The following is a 21,351-nucleotide window of genomic DNA, read 5'->3' as shown; positions in this document are numbered from 1 at the left end:
TACAAGTTGCAAGGGTATCATATCCCCTTCCCACTTGTCATGATAATTTGGCGACCACTAATTCATAGTGAATAATTAAATATCATTTATCCCACCCTGTTCTCTCAAACCAGGAATGTTGAATTTTGACACAAGGCAAAAACAAGCTGATAAATCAAGTAATTACAACACTATACACAAGGTTATCCACAGATTTTGTGGATAAAACATAAATGCTTTGATCATAAGAAAGAAGGCAAAAACCGCTTTGCCAAAGGGTTCAAACAATAAAATGAATGCATCAACTCAGTAAAGACATGAAAGCAGGTGAAAAAGTTATCCACAGATTGTGGTTAGGTAGGATAGGACTTCAAGTCGCACATAATAACAAAGAAAAAAATAAAAAACAGTATTGACTTGGCATTTATAGTTAAACTTTTTTAATGACTGCCAATTTTCATCAATTGCGATATCTTTTACTCCAAATGTAGGCTGGGCTGTTAAGCCCAGCCTACAAACATTGTAGAGAATTCATTTGGTTTTACAACAAGGCATGTCAACTTGGGCTAAATGAACTACCTAATTGCTCGGCCCCTTTCGCATCGTGGCTACCAACCTTAAAGAACCCTCCCGCAGTTACAGAAACAACCGGCTCTTTTTTATCTAAAGCATGTTGTTTCTTAAAATCATCCATACTTAATCCAGTTTCTCTTTTAAAGTCTTCAGCAAAGCTCTCTTTAACCATCCTTTGATTTGAAATTTCGGTGATATAAGAAATATGTAGTTCCATTTGCAAATGAATCGCCTCAGGGCACTCTTTTTTTATTTCTGCAGAGACAACCTTACTCGCTGTATCAACAAGCGCCATATCGTTAAAAGGTAAAAGTTTTGCTAAGTTAGGATAACTAGTTGCAAACTCACTTCCATACAGCTCAATCATATATTGGGATTTAATCTTACGACTTATTTCGCCCAAGCGCTCTAAATAATCAATATTATCTTTAGAAAAGGCAAGGCAGTTATTTTTAAAACATTCATAGTGCGGAGCAATAAGTTCTGACGATTTGGACAAAGCTCCAGCTAATGTTGGCAAGATACAAGCTAAGGACTTTTCATAAGAAAAAATAATCCGTTCTTTCATACTTAATGGAGAGTTCGCTTTTGCTAATTCTTCATGGCATTTAAACGCAAGATCTACAACATCTGTAATAACTGGTCCTAATAATGCTTCATCGATTTGCTCACGAGTGCAATCTAAACCCGGAATAGTCAGCAAGGAAGTTACAAACTGAATCCGAAACTTTTCCCACATACCATAAGTTGATACCTTCATGTATAAATCTCCATATAAAAATCTCATCATCCTAAATTAGGAGCGAACCTATTCTACTTCTACATCTAGATTTATCAATACTTAAATCTGTAGGGCAGTATTGGTTAATATTAATACACCCACTAAAAGTGATTGGTTTTCAAATAACTCACAGATCTATACACAAGGTTATCCACAGATTTTGTGGATAACCCCTTTTCCAGGAAAAAGATAGAAATATAGCGTAGATGTAAGTCTTAAAAGGATTTTTTCTTAATTGTGCGCAAAGATAATCAGGGTGTATTAGAGGTTTTTAGAAAAGTTATCCACAAGAGAGTGTGGTGAAAAGACAGTTGTCTGGGTTGGGTATGATAACAAAGAAATAATAAAAAAACAGTCTTGACAGACTACTTTTTCCTGATTTTTTTGGTGCGCGTCATCCTTAGAAGTTTTGGACGAAGATCTATTGACGATGTCGTGCTAAACTCATAAAAATTTCTTTAAAAGAATTGCATCCTCTACTTTGTCATTATCTTTATAATAATCCGGCTTAACTTCCGTTTCCTCAAATCCCATACTTTTATAAAGATGTAATGCAGATGCATTACTTGGCCTGACCTCGAGCATCACTGTGTGAGTATCTTTGGCCTTGCTTAACAAGTTAAGTACATGCTCTAAAAACTTACGGCCATAGCCTTGGGATTGCAAATGTTTAGCAATGCAGAAATTTAAGATATGACAAACATGGTCCCGTTGTCTACAAATCATGTAGCCCCCAAGCACCCAATCATCATTTATTCTCGTTTCAAGAGCGAGGCAGTTATAACCTACCAGCACGCAGTCTCTTAAAATGGTACGACTCCAAGGGGTAATATGAACCGTGGTTTCAATTGCATAAACGTTATCTATATCAGACTCGTGCATACAGCGGATATTCCACATAATTCCTTGTGCTCCTAAAGAATGTTGCCCGTATTACACAATAATCGTAATACGGGCACCGTGCTTAATCTTTCTTTTTCTTAGGCAAATAGAGATCAGTAATCGTTCCTTCAAATGCTTCAGCAGCCTGAGCAATTGTTTCAGATAATGTTGGGTGAGGATGAATCGTTAATGCGATATCTTCCACATCACAGCACATTTCAATTGCTAATGCAGTTTCAGCAATCAAATCACCCGCGTTAACACCAACAATACCAGAACCTAGGATGCGATTAGTGTCTGGGCAGAACAATAATTTCGTCATCCCTTCTTCACGTCCCATGCTTAATGCACGGCCACTAGCAACCCAGGGGAACGTTGCTTTTTCGTAACGAATGTTCTTCTCTTTTGCTTCTTTTTCAGTTAAACCAGCCCAAGCTAATTCGGGATCAGTATAAGCAACACTAGCAATGCAATTAGGATCAAAGTAATGTTTCTTGCCTGCAATCACTTCAGCAGCCACTTTACCTTCTGGGATCGCTTTATGTGCCAACATAGGTTGCCCTACTACATCTCCAATGGCAAAAATATGTGGAACATTAGTACGTTGTTGTTTATCTACATTAATAAATCCACGCTCATCAACATTAACGCCAGCTTTATCAGCATCAATCATACCACCGTTAGGTTTTCTACCCACAGAAACAAGAACCTGTTGGAAACAAAGAGGCTTATCAGTCTTGTGTTCGCCTTCCATAGAAACGTAGATGCCATCTTTCTTCGCTTCAACTGCAGTAACTTTAGTTTTTAACAGGAATTTTACGCCTTTTTTGCTCATACGTTTTTGTAACACGTTAACCAAATCAGCATCAGCACCAGGAATTAATTGATCCATAAACTCCACAACGGTAACATCAACGCCTAAAGCAGAATAAACAGTTGCCATTTCCAGCCCAATGATTCCACCACCTAGAACTAATAAACTGCCTTTAATATCTGCAAGTTCTAAAGCGCCTGTTGAGCTAAATATACGCTTGTCTTCTGGAATGAATGGTAAGTTAACCGATTCAGAACCTACGGCAATAATTGCATTTTCAAACTCAACATCAACCGGACCATCTTTAGTATCAACAGTAACTTGATGCGTGCCGGAAAACTTACCTAGGCCAGTAACTACCTCAACTTTACGTTGTTTTGCTAGTGCTTTTAACCCTCCCGTCAATTTGCTAACAACGGAGTTTTTCCAAGCAACCATTTTTTTATTATCCATAGTTGGTTTGCCAAAGCTTACGCCTTGATCTTCCATCTCATGAGCTTCTTCAACAACTTTAGCAATGTGTAATAAAGCTTTAGATGGGATACAACCTACATTTAAACAAACACCACCTAATGAATCATAACGTTCAACTAAAACAACTTTTTTTCCTAAATCAGCTGCTCTGAATGCAGCGGTATATCCCCCAGGCCCACTTCCTAATACGACAACATCAGTCTTTATTTTACTAGCCATTGCAAAACCTCTTTATTTATTAATATGTTATTAAAGCAAAATTCGTCGAATATCACTTAAGCTATCACAAATAAATCGCGTGAAACGTGCAGCTTCTGCACCATCAATAACACGATGATCATACGATAATGATAAAGGTAACATCAGTCTTGGTTGAAATGCGCCTTTCTCATAAACAGGTTTTATCTCAGAACGAGACAAGCCTAAAATCGCAACCTCTGGGCTATTCACTATAGGCGTAAATGAAGTTCCACCAATACCACCAAGACTAGAAATGGTGAAGCAGCCACCAGACATATCCGCGGGCATTAATCCCTTATCGCGGGCTTTGGCACTTAAACGTCCCATTTCCACAGCAATGTCTGCAATACTTAATTTATCAACATTCTTAATCACAGGAACAACAAGGCCATTAGGTGTTTCCACCGCGATACCAATATTGCAATATTTTTTATAAATTAAATTAGCACCACTTGCATCCAAAGAAGCATTAAATTGTGGGAAGGCACGTAATGCTTTGCTCACTACGGCGCAAACAAAAGCCAATAAAGTGAGTTTATATCCTTTATCTTTAGACCGTTCTGCTTCATCTTTTCTAAATGCTTCAACATCAGTAATGTCTGCAGAATCAAACTGAGTCACATGTGGAATAGTGATCCAGGAACGATGAACATTAACACCAGTAAGTTTTTTAATTTTATTAAGTGGTTTTGTTTCAATCTCACCAAACTGAGTAAAATCAATTACAGGAGCTGCCGGAATTCCTAAAGAACTCGAGCCAGGCTGTTCGCTCAAACGTGCTTTAACATAAGCTTGAATATCTTCTTTGCCTACACGTCCTTTGCGCCCACTGCCTTTTACATCCGCTAAATTAACACCAAGCTCTCTTGCCATGCGTCTAACCGCAGGACCTGCAGAAACGAATGCTGCAGAGGCAGAACTATATTCAGTAGGTGCTGGCTGACCACTAACGGGCGCTGGAACTGTAGCCGGCGGTTCCGCAGCAAGCTTTACTTCCTCTTTAAGCGCTGGCGCCATAATACCTGCAGTCAGTGCAAGAAGAATTAGATCCCCTTCGGAAACCTTATCGCCAACTTTAAGACTTAACTTGGTTATGGTTCCTGCAACTGGAGATGGTATCTCCATACTGGCTTTATCTGACTCTAAAGTAATGAGGGGCATATCAACAGAAATTTGGTCACCGACTTGAACCATCACTTCAATTACATCAACTTTGCCACCACCAATATCAGGAATCTTAACTTCAACTTCCCTTTCTACGGTTGCGGTAGAAGTTTCTTGAACAACACTTGGTTCAGGACTATGTTGAGCCACTGACTCACTAGGTTTAGCCTCTTCTTTCGATGCAGCGCTATCATTATCTACAGTAGCTAAAAGAATCACATCGCCTTCAGAAACTTTGTCTCCAACTTTAACTTTTAAGCTGGTGATTGTTCCTGCAACTGAGGAAGGAATCTCCATGCTGGCTTTATCTGATTCTAAAGTAACTAATGGCGTATCAATATCAATCTTATCGCCAACTTTAACCAATATTTCAATTACATCAACCTGGGTAGAACCACCTATATCAGGGATCTTTACCTCTATTTCATTTGCCATATCTGTCCTCTAATGTAGTCTGGATAAAGGCTAGAGTATATTGTCCTAGCCTTTGTTTGGAATCACTTAATGAGTTACTGGATCCAGCTTGTCAGGATTAATGTTGTAACGCTTAATTGCATCAACTACTTTAGACTTATCGATGCTGCCTTCAGCAACTAAAGCGTTCAATGCCGCTAATACGATGTATTTTGCATCAACTTCAAAGAAATGACGTAGACGTTCGCGAGTATCACTTCGTCCATAACCATCAGTACCTAAAGTTACATATTGATTTGGTACAAAAGGACGAATTTGATCGGCAAAAAGACGCATGTAATCCGTTGCAGCAATAACAGGACCTTGTTTTCCTTTTAATTGCGTGGTCACATAACTTTCTTGAGCTGTTTGTTCTGGATGCATCGCATTGTATCGTTCTACCGCTAAACCTTCACGACGCAATTCATTAAAGCTGGTGACACTCCAAATATCTGAAGTGATTGAATAATCTGCCTTAAGCATTTCAGCGGCTTTAATTACTTCACGCAGAATAGTTCCACATCCCATTAGTTGAACATGCTGCTTAGATTTCTTCTTGCTTTCTTGTAATAGATACATCCCTTTGATAATACCTTCTTCAACTCCTTCAGGCATATCAGGTTGTACGTAGTTTTCATTCATTACAGTAATGTAATAAAACACGTTATCCATTTTTTCATACATACGGTATAAGCCGTGCTGGATAATTACTGCCACCTCATAAGCATAAGTTGGGTCATAGCAAATACAGTTAGGAATTGTCGATGCCATGATATGACTATGGCCATCTTGATGCTGCAATCCTTCCCCTGCAAGTGTGGTTCGACCAGCAGTACCACCTAGCAAGAAGCCTCGAGCTTGCATATCACCAGCAGCCCATGCCAAGTCCCCAATACGTTGGAAACCAAACATTGAGTAGTAAATATAAAAAGGAATCATCGCCAATTGATTGCTACTGTATGAAGTCGCAGCCGCAATCCAAGAACAGAATGCACCGGCCTCATTAATACCCTCTTCGAGAATTTGACCATCTTTGGCTTCACGATAGAACATAACCTGCTCATGATCCACTGGCGTATAAAGCTGGCCAACTGGGGAGTAAATTCCTATTTGACGGAACAATCCTTCCATACCAAAGGTTCTACACTCATCAGGAACAATAGGAACAATTCGTGAACTAAGTTCTTTATTCTTTAACAAAACACCAAGAATACGTACAAAAGCCATTGTGGTAGAAATTTCACGCTCGCCTAAGCCTTTAGTAACTGATGCAAAATCAGCCAGGTCAGGAGCTTTCAGTGGTTCCACTTTAGTCGTACGCGAAGGCAAGTAACCACCTAATGCTTCACGTTGCTTTTTAAGGTATTTAATCTCGGGGCTATCATCTGCTGGCTTATAAAAAGGTATATCAGCGATTTGCTCATCAGTAATCGGAATATTAAAACGATCCCTAAAGACCTTTAACTGATCCGCAGTCATTTTCTTTTGTTGATGCGTGATGTTTTGCCCTTCGCCGGCAGCACCCATGCCATAACCTTTAATTGTTTTAGCAAGAATTACAGTAGGACTTCCTTTATGAGCTACTGCTTCAGAGTATGCAGCATATACTTTTTGAGAATCATGGCCACCACGATTTAAGCGCCAAATCTCATCATCGGAATAGTGCTCAACCATTTTCTTTAACTCAGGATATTGATTAAAGAAATGTTGTCTTACGTAAGCGCCATTATTTGCTTTATAAGCCTGGTATTCACCATCAACACATTCTTCCATGCGTTTTTGCATCCAGCCATCTTTATCCACTGCAAATAAGGGATCCCAACGACTACCCCAAATCACCTTAATTACATTCCAGCCAGCTCCCCGGAACACGCGTTCAAGCTCTTGAATGATTTTGCCATTACCACGAACAGGACCATCAAGACGTTGTAAATTACAATTCACTACAAAAATAAGATTATCCAGTTTCTCTCGGGCAGCAATACTTAAAGCACCTAAAGATTCTGGCTCATCAGTTTCACCATCACCTAAAAAAGCCCATACTTTTCTACCGGTTTCTTTAATAAGGCCGCGATGCTCCAAATATTTTAGGAAGCGTGCTTGATAAATAGCTTGTAATGGCCCTAAACCCATCGAAACTGTGGGGAATTGCCAAAAATCCTGCATTAACCAAGGATGTGGGTATGAAGACAAACCGTTCACTTCAACTTCTTGCCTGAAATTGCTTAACTGATTTTCATCTAAGCGACCTTCAAGAAATGCACGAGCATAAATACCAGGCGAAGAATGGCCTTGGATGTAAAGTAAATCACCACCACCTTCACTATTTGGGCCCTTGAAAAAATGGTTGAAGCCAGTCTCATAGAGTGTTGATGAAGAAGCATAAGAAGCAATATGACCACCAAGCTCCGCAGCATATTTTCCAGCGCGCAATACCATAGCTACTGCATTCCAGCGAATTAGGGCATTAATGCGTGTAGCCATTCCCTCATCAGGAGGGATTGGTTTTTCCTCATAAGTCTTAATCGTATTTCGATAAGGCGTATTCAATGAGCTTGTTAACCTTACTCCTTCAGTATTAGCCTTATTTAAAAGTTGCTGTAAAATAAAAGCTCCGCGCTCAGCACCATCATTGGTTAATACAGCTTGTAGGGCATCCAGCCATTCACGCGTTTCAATAGGATCCAAATCTAAATTAGTTTCATTTGCCATGAACATGTCCCCGACATTCTTTTTAACTATTAAACACAATTAGGTATCGCTTGTAATCGTTTATGGATTACACCTGAACAACTTTGTTTACATGCTATTAAATCAGCTATGCAATCACATGTAACTTTGCGGCATTGTAGTGGATCGCGGTAAGAATTCAACTCACGCATTACCTTTTTACCCTCTACTTTTCGCTCATTCACATATTTTGAAAAATTTACTGCAGATTGGTGCGTTGAACTCCAAGAACAAGTAGGGCAATTATCAACACAATTTTGCTTACAAAACTCAAAATGTTGCATGCATGTAGCAGTGCATGGAGCTAAAGCTTGTCCTCGAAGTCCAGCTTTCGATACACAGCCCAAGAGACTAAGTAATAGCACACAAAAACAAATACGTATTAAAAAATTCATCGACTAAGTCCGTCTATTTAAATAACATGATTTTCCTTTCCGACCTTCCGCAGCGTGTCTGCAGAATCCAGTATTACATCAAGCACTCAGGATCCGCAGATAAATCGCGGGAGTCGGTAGAGGTATGTTGTTCTTACAACCAAGAAATCAATGTAAACAAAGCAATGAGTACCAGCGTAACAATAATTGCATGCTCTACAAGTCCTTCAGCTATCGGCATAGGCACTTCGTCTGAATCATTAGTGCGTGCAGCCTGCAAACCACATTCGCGGATCATTTCATTATTGAAATCTGGCTTGGCAAAAAGGTAGTTAGAAAACAATTTAAAACCACGTTGAAAATTTCCCACCAATAAAAATAAAAGGACAGTCAAACGTGCCGGTATCCATTCAAGTAGATCAGCAATTTCATTTGCCTGAAAACTAACTGGAGTAATAGTTCGACATAAAGCGATTAATCGGTAAGCCACCATTACAATTGGGCCAGCAACAATGTACCAAAATATCACTGAGAATAACTGTTGATTTACCATAGAGAGATAATTGCCAGCAAGCTCATTACTATTTTCGGTCTCCGAATGAGTTACAGGATAAAAGACATTCTGAGGCCCCAAACAATAAAAAAATAATACGATATTTAAAATCACTCCCATAAAACCGTAAAATATTCCGTGAAGTAATATATAAATAAATCCCGTCGCAACAATGAGAGGTAATACTATTAATCCTAGCAAAGCCCAAGGATTACTAAAAAAGCCATGTTTGTCTGCAATGTTTTTAATTGATTGATAATAATTACCAAACCAATAAAACCGTTGATAAGAAATGGTATGAACCAAAAAACGTTCACTAAACAAGCACAATAATATGACCAATAATTTCATTATAATTAATCCTTACGCATTTTATCAGACAGTGCTATAGGGGTTGGGTATCTCAGCACAACCAAGTAGGAAGAAACAATAAAGGTTAAAATAGTTGTTGCTTGAATTAGATTAGAAGCTAACTCTGAAATAAGTTTAGAACTTAATGCAATGCTTGCAACAAGCAAAGAGAATTCACTAGCCTGTCCCAATCGAATACCCACCTCTTTAGAAACCTGTTTCTTTTCACCAGACTTTTCTAATAACAGGTAAAAAAATGCCGGTTTAACAATTAAAAGTAACGCAGACAGAATAACTGCTGGAACAATTACCTGTCCCGCAAAACCAAAATTGAATGTTGCACCAATAGAAAAGAAAAACATCACCAAAAAGAAATCTCTTAACGGTTTTAAACTTTCTGCGATAAAAAGAGAGATCGGACTTGCAGCTAAAGCTACCCCGGCTACAAACGCACCGATGTCTTCAGAAAGACCTATTTTCTGTGCTAATACCGACAAGCCAAGACACCAGCCAATAGACAATAAAAAGACATATTCTTGGGTTCTATCAAAACGAGCTAATAGCCTAATTAAAATATGTTTTTCAAAGGCAAATGCAAACAGACATAATGCGGGTAAGGCAAGGCCTACTAAGAAGACGTCATCCCATGAAAGTCCACCGGTTTTTTGCGCTCCATTAATTAAAATCAGCACCACAATCGCAATAACGTCTTGCATAAGCAACACACTGATCATAACCTCACCGGTATGCTGATGATGTAAAATAGTTGTAGGCAATAATTTTAAGCCGATGATTGTGCTGGAGAACATCATCGCCCCACCTAAAATCCATGATTCAGTTACTGTAAGCCCAAAATAGCGACCAACACAATAAGAGAGGACAGCAAAAAGAAGTGAGCTAACTAAAGCAATCCAAGTTACCTTCTTGAGCATATGCACCAGGTTTTGTGGTTGTAAGTGCAAGCCTAACAAGAACAAAAGAAACACAATCCCTATGTCACCTACTTGCTGTACTGTAGTCACATCAGGTACCAGCCTCATCCCCCAAGGGCCAAGGATGGCGCCAAGCAGAATATAGGCAACTAATAATGATTGCTTGGTATACAATACCAGCGTCGATAAAAATGCAGCCCCAGCAAAAATTAAAAATATAGTATAAAAGACAGAGCCTTCATGCATTGATCGAACACCTCACCATTAAAATTAAACTAATTTTGATATCACTTAAGCTCGTCATCTCGAATGCAATAAGGAATCTCTTGAATTTGACATAAGAGTTATAAACTATCTATGCCCCACATTCAAAAAGCCTTCGTCGTAAACACTTCAGGATGACGTTTTTTCAAGTTCTACATCGACTTATGTTAATTATTCCATATACCGCTGCTAAATCAAAACAGAAAAAGTATCTTTTACGCCATTACGTGCTAATTTTTGTTTTAAATTGTCCGCCATATTCTTACTAGTAAATGGCCCTACTCGAACAATATAGTGTTTTTTATAGTGTTCTATTGTTACGGGAGCGCGCGATAAGCGATCTAATTTCGCCTTCAGCTGCTTTGCCGATGTTGCCGTTACAAAAGCCCCTGCTTGGATAAAATAGCGCCCCTCAGTCGCAGGACCCGCTAATGCTTCGATCTCAACAAGAGCCGTACCTTTAGGAAACACTCCCAGCTTTAATGCTGCTGCATAAGATAGGTCGATTATACGATCAGAATGAAACGGGCCTCGATCGTTTACTTTGACTATGGCTACCTTTCCATTATTTAAGTTTTTTACACGTACGTAAGTAGGTAATGGCAAGGTCTTATGTGCTGCCGACATAACATACATGTTATATGGCTCACCACTTGAAGTTCGTTGTTTATGAAACTTAGTTCCATACCATGAAGCCATTCCGCGCGCTTTATATCGGTGTGTATTTGTCATCACCTGATAGTTTTTACCATCTACGTTATATTCCGTAGGATTCCCATAACGGCTTAAAGGCTCTTTAGCCGGAATAGGTTCTTTAAAACTCATTTTAGGGTCTTTAATAGGCGCTCCATCCTGAGCTTGAATGTAGCGATTTCCTTTATTTTTATATCGATTATAAATCGCTTGGTTTCTATTCTGCTGGGTACTTTTTGCAGCGTGTTTGTTTCCTGACACCCCAGAGTTAAGAGACTGATTTGTAGTTTGGCAACCTGATAACAAGATTGCTACAGCAATAAGTATCTTTCTCATAAATTCCCAAATTTGAAATAAATGTTTGCTGTAATATACAGAAAGATTATGAATTTTCGAAGGATTAACTGGAAAAAAAACCGATAATCACAAAAATCAAACTCAAAGAGTTTTAATATAAACCGAATAGACAGATATAAGACCCATATGAATTAATAATAAAAATTATGTGCTAAATTACTTTAATTGCCAATGGTATAAATAGGCGTAATTTTATAAAATAATTCAATATTTCTTAATCTGTTAATTGGTCGCTTGCCCTAGCCTGTGGTAAGATATGACATTTTGTAACCCATATCAGGTAAAAACATGACACGTGCAACGTCTTTTTTATTGACTACATTGTTTCTTATCACTTTATTCGTTCAATCAACAAATACTTTTGCTGATGGAACAGACACCTTAGAAAGGCCAACGCCTAATGCGGATCTTGAAAGGCCATCTCCAACGGTTACCAATAAACCACTAGTTACTCCGGCAGCCCCAATACTGAACGCTAAAGCCTACATTCTTATTGATGTAAACAGTGGAAAAATTATTGCTGAAAAAAATAGCGAAGAACGCTTGCCTCCTGCCAGTTTAACTAAGATGATGACTTTATATGTTATCTCAAATGCGCTCCAGCATGAGCAAATCCATTTAACTGACCTGGTTCGTGTGAGCAAAGAGGCCTGGAAAATAGGTGGCTCACGAATGTTCATAAAAGAAGGTCAACAAGTTCCCGTTGAGGATTTACTTAAAGGAATTATCGTTGATTCAGGTAATGATGCTTGCGTAGCAATGGCGGAACATGTTGGTGGAACGGAAAACTCATTCACCGATCTGATGAATCAGCAAGCTCAAAACCTAGGCATGAAAAATAGCCATTTTACAGACAGTACCGGCTTACCTGATGCAAACCTATATACAACTGCAAAAGACTTGGCTATTCTCGGTAGAGCCTTGGTTGTTGATTTCCCACAATACTATGACTGGTACAAACAAAAATGGTTTACGTATAATGGAATCCGCCAACCCAACAGAAATCGTCTTTTATGGCGTGATAACCAGGTCGATGGCTTAAAAACAGGCCATACTAACGAAGCTGGTTTTTGCCTGGTATCCTCAGCAAAACGAGATAATATGCGCCTATTAGCCGTTGTTTTAGGCGAGCCAAGTGACTCATCACGTGCGGACGATAGCGAAAAATTATTAAACTATGGTTTTAGATTCTTTGAAACGCATCAACTTTATAAAAAAGGCCAAGCAGTTACTGAACTTCCTCTTTACAAAGGAACAGCAGATAAAATATCTGTAGGTTTGAATGAAGAGCAATTCATTACGATACCTACTGGCCAATATCAACGCCTGAATGTATCAACCAAGATCCCTTCTTATTTAGAAGCACCAATTAAAAAAGGAGACAAAGTAGGTGATTTAGTTGTACAGTTTGATAATAACGTTGTGGCGACTCGTCCTGTTTATGCATTACAAGATGTCGAGTCTGGAGGCTTTTTTACTCGTATGAAAGACTCCATTCGCTTAACATTTAGAAGCTGGTTTGGCTCTTAAGGTATAAGATGACTAAAACAACCTTAATTGAATTTCCCTGTCATTTTCCTATAAAAATAATGGGGAATAATTCCCCATCGTTTCTTAAAGAAATTAGGGAAATAACGCTAAAACATTTTCCAACAATTGAGCAAGAGAAAATTACTCATAAGCCAAGTAAGGAAAATAATTTTTTGGCAATTACAGTAGTTGTTTATGCAGAAAATCAGGCGATGCTTGATGCATTTTATCAAGACGTGACAAAACATCCCGATATTAAAATGGTCCTATAATGCAAATACGACAGCTTGGCATTCAAAACTATAGTGATGTTTGGTTACAGATGAAAGAGTTTACATTAAATCGAGACGCCCAAACTCACGATGAGCTATGGCTGTTAGAACATCACGCTGTCTATACCCAAGGTCAAGCAGGAAAACCTGAACATATTTTAAATCCCGCTTCCATACCAGTCGTTCAATCCGATCGAGGCGGGCAAGTAACCTATCATGGCCCAGGCCAATTGGTTGCTTATATTTTAATGGATATAAATCGAAAAAATCTAGGTGTTAGAACCTTAGTTTCTCAATTGGAGCAAACATTAATATCTGTCCTAATTCAATATGATATTAAAGCAACCATTCGTTGCGGGGCTCCTGGTGTTTATGTTAAAGAACAAAAAATTGCCTCGATTGGTTTACGAGTCAAAAATGGATGTACCTATCATGGAATTGCACTGAATGTTGATATGGATTTAAAACCATTCTTAGGAATTAACCCTTGTGGATTTGCTAAAATGGAAATGACACAAATCAGTCATTTTTATCCTAAAGTATCATTTGAAGAAGTCAATCAACAATTCACGCAATATTTTCTACAACAATTTAGTTAATGAGCCCATATGAGTTTGTTCGTAGATTATGTAGCACCACTTAAAGACTGGTTACAACATTACCCTCATTGGGCTCTGCTCATTACTTTTTTAATCTCATTAGCTGAATCTTTAGCGATTATTGGCAGCATAGTCCCTGGAAGCGTCACGATGACGGCAATAGGAATGCTGGCAGGTTCTGGGGCGATGCGTATTGATCTGACACTAATCGCTGCGATTCTTGGAGCAGTGGTTGGCGATAGCCTAAGCTATGCTCTAGGCTATGTTTACAGTGAGCGATTAACAGATATTTGGCCTTTTAAAAAATACCCGTCCTTGATCAAATACGGCAAAGATTTTTTTGAAATACATGGTGGCAAAAGCGTGTTAATTGGCCGATTCGTTGGTCCGTTACGCTCAATTATTCCTGTTATTGCCGGCATAATGCATATGCCACAATGGCGTTTTCTTATTGCAAACTTCTTATCTGCCATAGGGTGGTCCCTGCTTTATGTAATGCCTGGAGTCGTTATTGGTGCAGCCAGTCATGAACTTTCAGTAGACTCCGCAACCCATTTATTTGTCATAATTCTCATTCTTTTGGGAGCTCTCTGGCTAATAAGCTTAATGATAAAATGGCTTGTTGTGAAGTTAAGCAACTTCTTTAAAAGCAACCTACATAGTTTTTGGCTTAACCGATTAAAACGGAAATCTCTATTATCGCCATTATGTCGGGCAATTACCCCAAAAAATGAAAAAAATCACGACACCACTGCTTCACTTGTTCTTATAACCCTATTCTGTTTTTTTTGCTTTGTTGTATTTACTGGATTAACCCTCCAAGAAGAATGGCTTCATGCAATAAATACCCCAACCCACTTATTTATTCAAAGTTTCCATTCATTAGTATTAGTAGTTTTTTTTATTTTTTGTACCCAACTTACTTCCACAATCACAATAGTTTGTCTTTTTATTGCAAGCTGTTGCTGGTTTATTTATAGCAAGAATTATAAAGCGATTATTTATAGCAGTGGCTTAATTCTTTTCAGTGTCCTATTAATTTTTATACTTTCTCATTTTGTATACACCCCAAGACCACCAGGGTTATTGGTTCTCATGCCAGGCTCCTCCTATCCAGAACCTCATATTCTCGTAGCTTCTGCTTTTTACGGGTTTATTCTATTTTATATTAATAGTATCTATTCTCCATTCACCAACACATTAAAAACTTTTGTATTTAGTATTCTAGGCTTAAGTGGCTTTGGGGCTCTTTATTTAGGAGATTATTGGCTCACGGATGTATTGGCCTCTTATTTTGCCGGAGCAAGTATCGGTTTGTTTTGTTGTTTACTTTATAGGCGATGGCCTTTAAAGCCAGTCACAGTAAACAATGCAGTTTATATGATTTTGTCGCTTTTTGCCTGCACCCTTTTTGGAACTATAATTTCTACTTACTGTAATTTTCACACTCTTTCGTATAACCACACTCCATATCATAAAGAGTTTGTTCTCGATGAAGCCGCTTGGTGGAATCAAAAAAAAACCGCATTACCTATTTACAGGCTAAATCGAATTGGAAAAAGGATTAGCTTATTTAATATTGAATATTCTGGAGATCTAACAGTTCTTGAGGAACATCTAACGCAAAAAGGATGGACCACACATTCTGAATCATTTTTATCTAATTTGCTTACGTGGATAAACAGCCAGCCCACTAATATTAATTTACCATTGCTAACTCAGTTATATGAAAATAAAGCACCTTCTTTAAGCATGATTTATACGGATAGCAAATCTAATTTAACTTTGGAGTTGAGGATTTGGGAATCAAATTATAATTTTTCTAAATCGAAAAAACCTTTATGGATTGGAAGTCTGCATCCGAGAAACCCTGTCAATAGAGCACGTAATAACTTAGGTTATACTCCCAATTTGATTAATCCACTGGACTATCTAACTAGTGTTCAGAGCACTTTTAATGTCCGAAAAATCATTCTTCCAGATGAAATGGTTAAATCAACAACATATCCAACACAACAGTATATTATTTTAATTAGGCAAAAATCGTAGATTGATTGGGTGTAACTAACGGTACTTGCTTAATTAAATCCATGATTATGTGTCATATACAAGATCGAATTACCCGCGGTCAAACTACGCTAATTCGGTATAAATTGTTTTGCTAAGTCTACTGAAGTAAATCCCATTAGTTTCCCATATCACGGCTAAACCTAATCAGAAAAAAACAGCCCCATTTCTTTTGATATGACGACTAGCCAACACTTTAAAATCCTGATATAAATATGTAAATCTAGGAAAAATAAGCTTTAATTTAAGAAATGAATTTAATGTACACGCTGGCTCAAGTTATTCAATATTTTTTTCCATTAATTGCATTGGTGCATTTAATTATTGGAATGAAAAGAAAAGCTATTCAGTATATTATTTCCTCTCTTTGGATTAGCCTTATTGCTGTGCTTATTCACTTCCAATTTTCTGGAAATCAAATTTTTAGTACCTATTTTGATTATACGAATGCAGCAATTTATTCCTTTACTCTAGTGGTTTTACTAGTTGCACTGATTCGTGTCATCATGCACTTGAGTAGTGGGCATCCAGTTTTTAATTATATTGCTACCTTTATTAATGCTTTAGTAGTTGTTGGCGCTTTTTTAATTGTAATCAATATATGGATTAATGCCATTTTCATTGAAAATAAAAAACCAGGGACACCGGTAATGCAGGTTGCCCTATTTAGCAAACCAAGTTATTGTGATTATAAATATGTTTTTTATAAAGTTATGCCTGATGACACAGTGATGTATCTGTGCCCTAATTATTATGGATTGGTTGCGTCTGTAGGCCACTTGTCAACAAGTCCAAGTTTTGTTACAAATCAGTTACATTTATTGTCAACAAAAGCTGCTAAACCAGAAAAAAGTAAGTAAGGTTATTGATACCCAAGCATTTTTAGGAGCTGTTTATGTTCCCCGCTTGGGAGTTTTGAATTGTTCTACGGACTATTATTTGATACCATGCCTATAATTTATCATCTTAATATTGTTATGAAACGTTTTATTACTTTTGCAATTATGCTGTTGAGTTTGAATAGCTTTGCGATGTCACATAAGCTTGATTGGGATCAAGCGGTTGATCGTGCAATAAAACGCTATGGTTTACGTGTTGAGCCGCAATTGAAGTCCTACTTTGCCAAAGCCAAAGTAAGTTATCCTCCACGCGAAATTGCGCTGCTTGCGTTCAAATCAGAGCGCCGAGTAGAGCTTTGGGCAAAAAACTCTGATCAAGATTGGACACATGTACATAATTATCCATTAACTGGGTTTAGTGGTCGCCTTGGCCCGAAATTACGTGAAAATGACAAACAAATTCCTGAAGGGGTTTATAAGCTGGTGAATTTTAACCCGTTCAGCAGCATGCATTTATCCATGATGATTAACTATCCCAATAACTTCGATAGAAAAAAAGGTTATGAAGATGGTAGACGACAATTAGGTAATAACATTTTTATTCATGGTAAAAGCTTATCTGTGGGCTGTTTAGCAATTGGCGATCTGGCGATTGATCAGCTGTTTATCTTGGCGCGCCGTGTTGGCTTAAATAATATTCAGGTAATTATTGCCCCGAATGATCTACGCCATGAAAAACCATCAACATCAACTTTTGCACAACCACGTTGGTTGCCTGAGTTATATGAGCATATTGCCGATTCACTCAAGCCATTTGGCAAGAACGCCACTACCTACACTACCTAACTCTCCGTAGCCTCAACAAACATGTAGCCGTATTAGACGAAGTCGTCATACGAGATGTTCTGGCACAAAATGGCTGTCATGAGAAGTATACAAACTAGATTCAACCCCGTATTACGCTGCGCTAGTACGGCTACGTTTTCTAAATTTTTACGTAGACTGGGCTCTGAAAAGCCCAGCAAACAAAGTCCATACAACCGACGATGTAGCTATCCGTTAGATTGTTAGGTTGGCTCTTTCGGCAATGACGCCAAAAAATCACTTACCTCTTTAGGTGTTAATTCATAGGTCTGCCCACGAACCAAATATCTTGGCATCGAAATCATGCCATAACGAACACGTATTAGACGGCTTACCTCAACGCCTTGGGATTCCCATAAACGACGTACCTCACGATTACGACCTTCGTTTAGTGTCACATGGTACCAGGAGTTTGTTCCCTCGCCACCTCGATATTCCAGACGAGTAAATTTGGCAACTCCATCGTCGAGCTCAACACCTTTTAGTAAATTCTTTAATGATTCAGGGCTCACTTGACCATGCACACGCACTGCATATTCGCGCTCTAAACCATATCTAGGATGCATAAGCTGATTTGCTAATTCACCATTATTAGTGAAAATTAGCAAGCCAGATGTATTTAAATCCAAGCGCCCTACTTGCACCCAACGACCTTGTCTTAAATGAGGCAAGTTATCAAACACTGTTTTTTCAAATTTAGGATCATGGCGGCTTGAAATTTCACCGACAGGCTTATGGTAAAGTAAAATTCGGGTATTTTGTTTCACTTTAAGTGGATTGGCAATTAACTTACCTTTTACGGTAATTTTATCCTCGCCAGTTGCGGAATCTCCCAACTTTACGGGCTTACCATTGACTTGTACCCAGCCATTTTCAATCCATCGCTCCATTTCACGACGTGAACCAAGACCCGCTTGGCTTAATATTTTTTGTAACCGTTCGCTGCTCATTCAGTAGTACACTCTTCAATAGAATTATCTAGGGTTAATGTTTCCAATACTTCGGGTAAGGATGGAAGTTCATTTAAATTTTTAAGGTTAAAATAATTTAAAAATTCTCTCGTTGTTGTATAAACCGCAGGTTTACCCGCAACATCCTTATACCCTGCAATACGAATCCATTCCCGCTCCAATAATGTTTTCATAATCTGACTGTTCACAGTCACACCACGTAACTCTTCGATATCCGCACGAGTTACTGGCTGTTTATAGGCAATTATTGCCAAAGTTTCCAGAAATGCCCGTGAATATTTAGCTGGCTTTTCGATCTGCAAACGTGCTACCCAAGGACCAAATTCTTTTTTAGTTTGAATTATATAGCCTGTAGCAACCTGAACTAACTCAAATGCACGTGCGGCATAATCTGCTTTTAACAGATCAATTACGCCACTCAATTGCTCCTTAGTAGGTTTTTGCCATTCATCGAAAGCCTCTGATAATTTATCCAAAGACAAAGGATCAGAAGAACTTAATAATAAAGCTTCTACGATATTTTTTAATTCAGTTTCATCCATTTTAAGCAGCCTGTAGATGTATCGAAGAAAATGCTTCTTGCTGTGTAATAACAATTAGCGATTGTCTGGCCAACTCAAGTATCGCTAATAACGAAACAACTAATCCCATGCGGCCTTCTTCTAAAGTAAATAACTGTCGAAACTCCAGCAACTTATGCTCTTGTAATTGCAACAATACGGCATTCATACGATCCCGAACTGACATTGCTTCACGTGAGATCTGGTGATGGCTAATATGTTCTTCTCGTTGCAATAAAGTCTTCATTGCCGTAATCAATTCAGCTAACTCTACCTTTGGATGCACTTTAATTAACTCCATTTCCGGAGACTCTAATTGGATTGCGAAATTATCCCGATCTTGCCTAGGTAAACCATCCAATAATTCAGCAGCAAGCTTAATCTGTTCATACGCTTGTAATCGACGAACTAACGTCATGCGCGGGTCTTCATCCTCTTCCTCATCACCATTAGGTGTAATTGGTAATAACATCCTTGATTTGATCTCGGCCAGCATCGCAGCCATCAACAAATAATCAGCGGCGAGCTCCAGCCGTCGGTATTCCATTAATTGAATATAATGCAAATATTGCTTTGTAATACTGACAATAGGAATATCTAAAATATCAATATTTTGCTTACGAATAAGGTATAACAGCAAATCCAACGGCCCGCTGAAGGAGTCCAGAAGAACCTCCAGCGCATCAGGTGGGATGAACAAATCATCAGGAATCTCAGTAAACTCTTTGCCATCAACAACGGCTTTAATTTCCGGTTTACTGAGTAATTCAGCTTCCATCAATAATCAATTCCCATCACTTCTCTAACCGTATTCATTGTCTTACAGGCTTCTTCTCGTGCAGCCTCACTTCCTTCCGTAACAATACGTTTTACAGAACCCAAATCGAATTCATAATCAGCAATAGAAGCTTGTATCGGTTCCAGCTCTTTATTGATTGCATCAATGACTGGTCGTTTACAATCAATACAACCTATTCCCGCAGTACGACAACCGGTTTGCACCCAATCCTTCATATCATCTGGAGAATAGATTTTATGGAACTGCCATACAGGGCATTTCTCTGGCTCACCTGGGTCAGTTCTCTTAACCCGCGCAGGATCGGTTGGCATTGTTAGCACTTTCTTTTCTACTTGCGCCGGCTCTTCTCTTAGCATAATGGTATTATGATAAGATTTAGACATTTTTTGCCCATCAGTTCCAGGCATTTTTGAAGTTGCAGAAAGTAATGGCTGAGGTTCGGTAAGAATGATTTTACCACTACCTTCTAAGTATCCTAAAAGACGCTCTTTATCACCAATCGATAAATTGGGTTGATCTTCAAGCAAAGCTTGCCCTGTTTTAATGGACTCATGGTTACCATGTTCTTGGAACTGGCGGCGTAACTCGCTGTAAATTTTACCATTTTTCTTACCCATCTTTTTAATGGCTTCTGTAGCTAGCTCTTCAAAATTAGCCTCTTTACCATAGATGTGGTTAAACCGACGTGCAATTTCACGAGTTAACTCAATATGAGCAACCTGATCTTCCCCCACAGGTACATAATCAGCGTGGTATAACAATACATCCGCACTCTGCAATAAGGGATAACCTAAAAAGCCATAGGTTGAGAGATCTTTTTCTTTCAACTTTTCCTGCTGATCTTTAAAGCTAGGTACCCGCTCTAACCACCCTAATGGAGTAATCATGGATAAAAGTAAATGCAGCTCGGCATGCTCAGGAACCCAGGATTGGATAAATATTCGCGATAGGCCTGGATTAACACCACAAGCGAGCCAATCAATGATCATATCCCACAGATGCTTCTCCATAAATCCTGGTTCATTATATTGAGTTGTCAAGCCATGCCAGTCTGCGGCAAAAAAGAAGCAATCGTATTGATGTTGTAATTTGATCCAATTTTTGAGTACGCCATGATAATGGCCAAGATGTAATCGTCCACTCACACGCATACCAGAAACAACACGTTTATTGGAAGTAAATAATGCTGACATCAATATCCTCTTTTTTGTTATTAAAATACAAATTTAGGGTAAT

19 protein-coding genes are annotated in these 21,351 nt (G+C 38.5%); 6 read left to right on the top strand and 13 right to left on the bottom strand.

What is annotated here, in order from left to right; genetic code table 11:
* Positions 1-535: 535 nt before the first annotated feature.
* From E1P08_RS00915 to E1P08_RS00875, 9 genes are all read right to left on the bottom strand, one after another.
* Positions 536-1,312 carry a hypothetical protein gene (locus E1P08_RS00915; protein ID WP_133135147.1) on the bottom strand — a complete coding sequence of 259 codons (777 nt, stop codon included), beginning with the start codon at positions 1,310-1,312 and terminating at the stop codon, positions 536-538.
* 465 nt (positions 1,313-1,777) lie between these two features.
* Positions 1,778-2,236, bottom strand: a complete 459-nt coding sequence (gene rimI / locus E1P08_RS00910) for a ribosomal protein S18-alanine N-acetyltransferase (RefSeq protein ID WP_133135146.1) — start codon at positions 2,234-2,236, stop codon at positions 1,778-1,780.
* A 61-nt stretch (positions 2,237-2,297) separates the two neighbouring features.
* Complete coding sequence (lpdA, locus tag E1P08_RS00905) at positions 2,298-3,722, bottom strand: dihydrolipoyl dehydrogenase (RefSeq protein ID WP_133135145.1); 1,425 nt, start codon at positions 3,720-3,722, stop codon at positions 2,298-2,300.
* A gap of 30 nt (positions 3,723-3,752) precedes the next feature.
* The gene (aceF, locus tag E1P08_RS00900; RefSeq protein WP_133135144.1) at positions 3,753-5,342 is read right to left on the bottom strand and encodes a dihydrolipoyllysine-residue acetyltransferase; all 1,590 of its coding nucleotides are present in this window, start codon (positions 5,340-5,342) and stop codon (positions 3,753-3,755) included.
* Positions 5,343-5,408: 66 nt separating this feature from the next.
* Entirely contained in the window at positions 5,409-8,072 is a 2,664-nt protein-coding gene (aceE, locus tag E1P08_RS00895; RefSeq protein WP_133135143.1) for a pyruvate dehydrogenase (acetyl-transferring), homodimeric type, read from the bottom strand.
* A 29-nt stretch (positions 8,073-8,101) separates the two neighbouring features.
* The gene (locus tag E1P08_RS00890) at positions 8,102-8,485 is read right to left on the bottom strand and encodes an acyltransferase (RefSeq protein ID WP_133135142.1); all 384 of its coding nucleotides are present in this window, start codon (positions 8,483-8,485) and stop codon (positions 8,102-8,104) included.
* Positions 8,486-8,618: 133 nt separating this feature from the next.
* Positions 8,619-9,368 carry a regulatory signaling modulator protein AmpE gene (ampE, locus tag E1P08_RS00885; RefSeq protein ID WP_133135141.1) on the bottom strand — a complete coding sequence of 250 codons (750 nt, stop codon included), beginning with the start codon at positions 9,366-9,368 and terminating at the stop codon, positions 8,619-8,621.
* Between the two features lie 5 nt (positions 9,369-9,373).
* Complete coding sequence (locus E1P08_RS00880; RefSeq protein ID WP_133135140.1) at positions 9,374-10,546, bottom strand: cation:proton antiporter; 1,173 nt, start codon at positions 10,544-10,546, stop codon at positions 9,374-9,376.
* A 207-nt stretch (positions 10,547-10,753) separates the two neighbouring features.
* Positions 10,754-11,593, bottom strand: coding sequence for a septal ring lytic transglycosylase RlpA family protein (locus tag E1P08_RS00875; protein WP_133135139.1), 840 nt, complete (start codon positions 11,591-11,593; stop codon positions 10,754-10,756).
* Between the two features lie 309 nt (positions 11,594-11,902).
* Between E1P08_RS00875 and E1P08_RS00870 the strand changes: the two genes are divergently transcribed.
* The 6 genes from E1P08_RS00870 to E1P08_RS00845 all read left to right on the top strand — a co-directional run bounded on the left by E1P08_RS00870 (position 11,903) and on the right by E1P08_RS00845 (position 17,767).
* On the top strand, positions 11,903-13,144 hold the full coding sequence (locus tag E1P08_RS00870; protein ID WP_165485045.1) for a D-alanyl-D-alanine carboxypeptidase family protein: 1,242 nt from the start codon (positions 11,903-11,905) through the stop codon (positions 13,142-13,144).
* A gap of 8 nt (positions 13,145-13,152) precedes the next feature.
* A complete protein-coding gene (locus E1P08_RS00865; protein WP_133135137.1) occupies positions 13,153-13,416 on the top strand; it encodes a YbeD family protein in 264 nt (87 codons plus the stop codon).
* Entirely contained in the window at positions 13,416-14,015 is a 600-nt protein-coding gene (gene lipB / locus E1P08_RS00860; protein WP_133135136.1) for a lipoyl(octanoyl) transferase LipB, read from the top strand. The genes E1P08_RS00865 and lipB overlap by 1 nt, the downstream gene beginning before the upstream one ends.
* Positions 14,016-14,024: 9 nt before the next feature.
* Positions 14,025-16,064 carry a bifunctional DedA family/phosphatase PAP2 family protein gene (locus E1P08_RS00855; RefSeq protein WP_133135135.1) on the top strand — a complete coding sequence of 680 codons (2,040 nt, stop codon included), beginning with the start codon at positions 14,025-14,027 and terminating at the stop codon, positions 16,062-16,064.
* 278 nt (positions 16,065-16,342) lie between these two features.
* Positions 16,343-16,942 (top strand): type I secretion system protein LssZ, encoded by a 600-nt coding sequence (locus E1P08_RS00850; protein ID WP_133135134.1) that lies wholly within the window; start codon positions 16,343-16,345, stop codon positions 16,940-16,942.
* A gap of 117 nt (positions 16,943-17,059) precedes the next feature.
* Positions 17,060-17,767: a L,D-transpeptidase family protein gene (locus E1P08_RS00845; RefSeq protein ID WP_341272475.1), complete on the top strand. Its 708-nt coding sequence runs from the start codon at positions 17,060-17,062 to the stop codon at positions 17,765-17,767.
* Between the two features lie 221 nt (positions 17,768-17,988).
* On the opposite strand, the gene rluB is transcribed toward E1P08_RS00845, so the two are convergent.
* The 4 genes from rluB to E1P08_RS00825 are packed head-to-tail and all read right to left on the bottom strand — an operon-like array spanning position 17,989 to position 21,308.
* Complete coding sequence (gene rluB / locus E1P08_RS00840) at positions 17,989-18,735, bottom strand: 23S rRNA pseudouridine(2605) synthase RluB (RefSeq protein WP_133135133.1); 747 nt, start codon at positions 18,733-18,735, stop codon at positions 17,989-17,991.
* Positions 18,732-19,298 carry an SMC-Scp complex subunit ScpB gene (scpB, locus tag E1P08_RS00835; protein WP_133135132.1) on the bottom strand — a complete coding sequence of 189 codons (567 nt, stop codon included), beginning with the start codon at positions 19,296-19,298 and terminating at the stop codon, positions 18,732-18,734. Before scpB ends, rluB begins: the two co-directional genes overlap by 4 nt.
* Before the next feature lies 1 nt (position 19,299).
* Positions 19,300-20,094 carry a segregation and condensation protein A gene (locus E1P08_RS00830; protein WP_133135131.1) on the bottom strand — a complete coding sequence of 265 codons (795 nt, stop codon included), beginning with the start codon at positions 20,092-20,094 and terminating at the stop codon, positions 19,300-19,302.
* Positions 20,094-21,308: a tryptophan--tRNA ligase gene (locus E1P08_RS00825; RefSeq protein ID WP_133135130.1), complete on the bottom strand. Its 1,215-nt coding sequence runs from the start codon at positions 21,306-21,308 to the stop codon at positions 20,094-20,096. Before E1P08_RS00825 ends, E1P08_RS00830 begins: the two co-directional genes overlap by 1 nt.
* Between the last annotated feature and the right edge of the window lie 43 nt (positions 21,309-21,351).

This window comes from Legionella rowbothamii, from assembly GCF_900639985.1.
In the GTDB taxonomy this organism is placed as follows: Bacteria; Pseudomonadota; Gammaproteobacteria; order Legionellales; family Legionellaceae; genus Legionella; species Legionella rowbothamii.
This window is presented reverse-complemented; position numbering and strand designations above follow the sequence as displayed.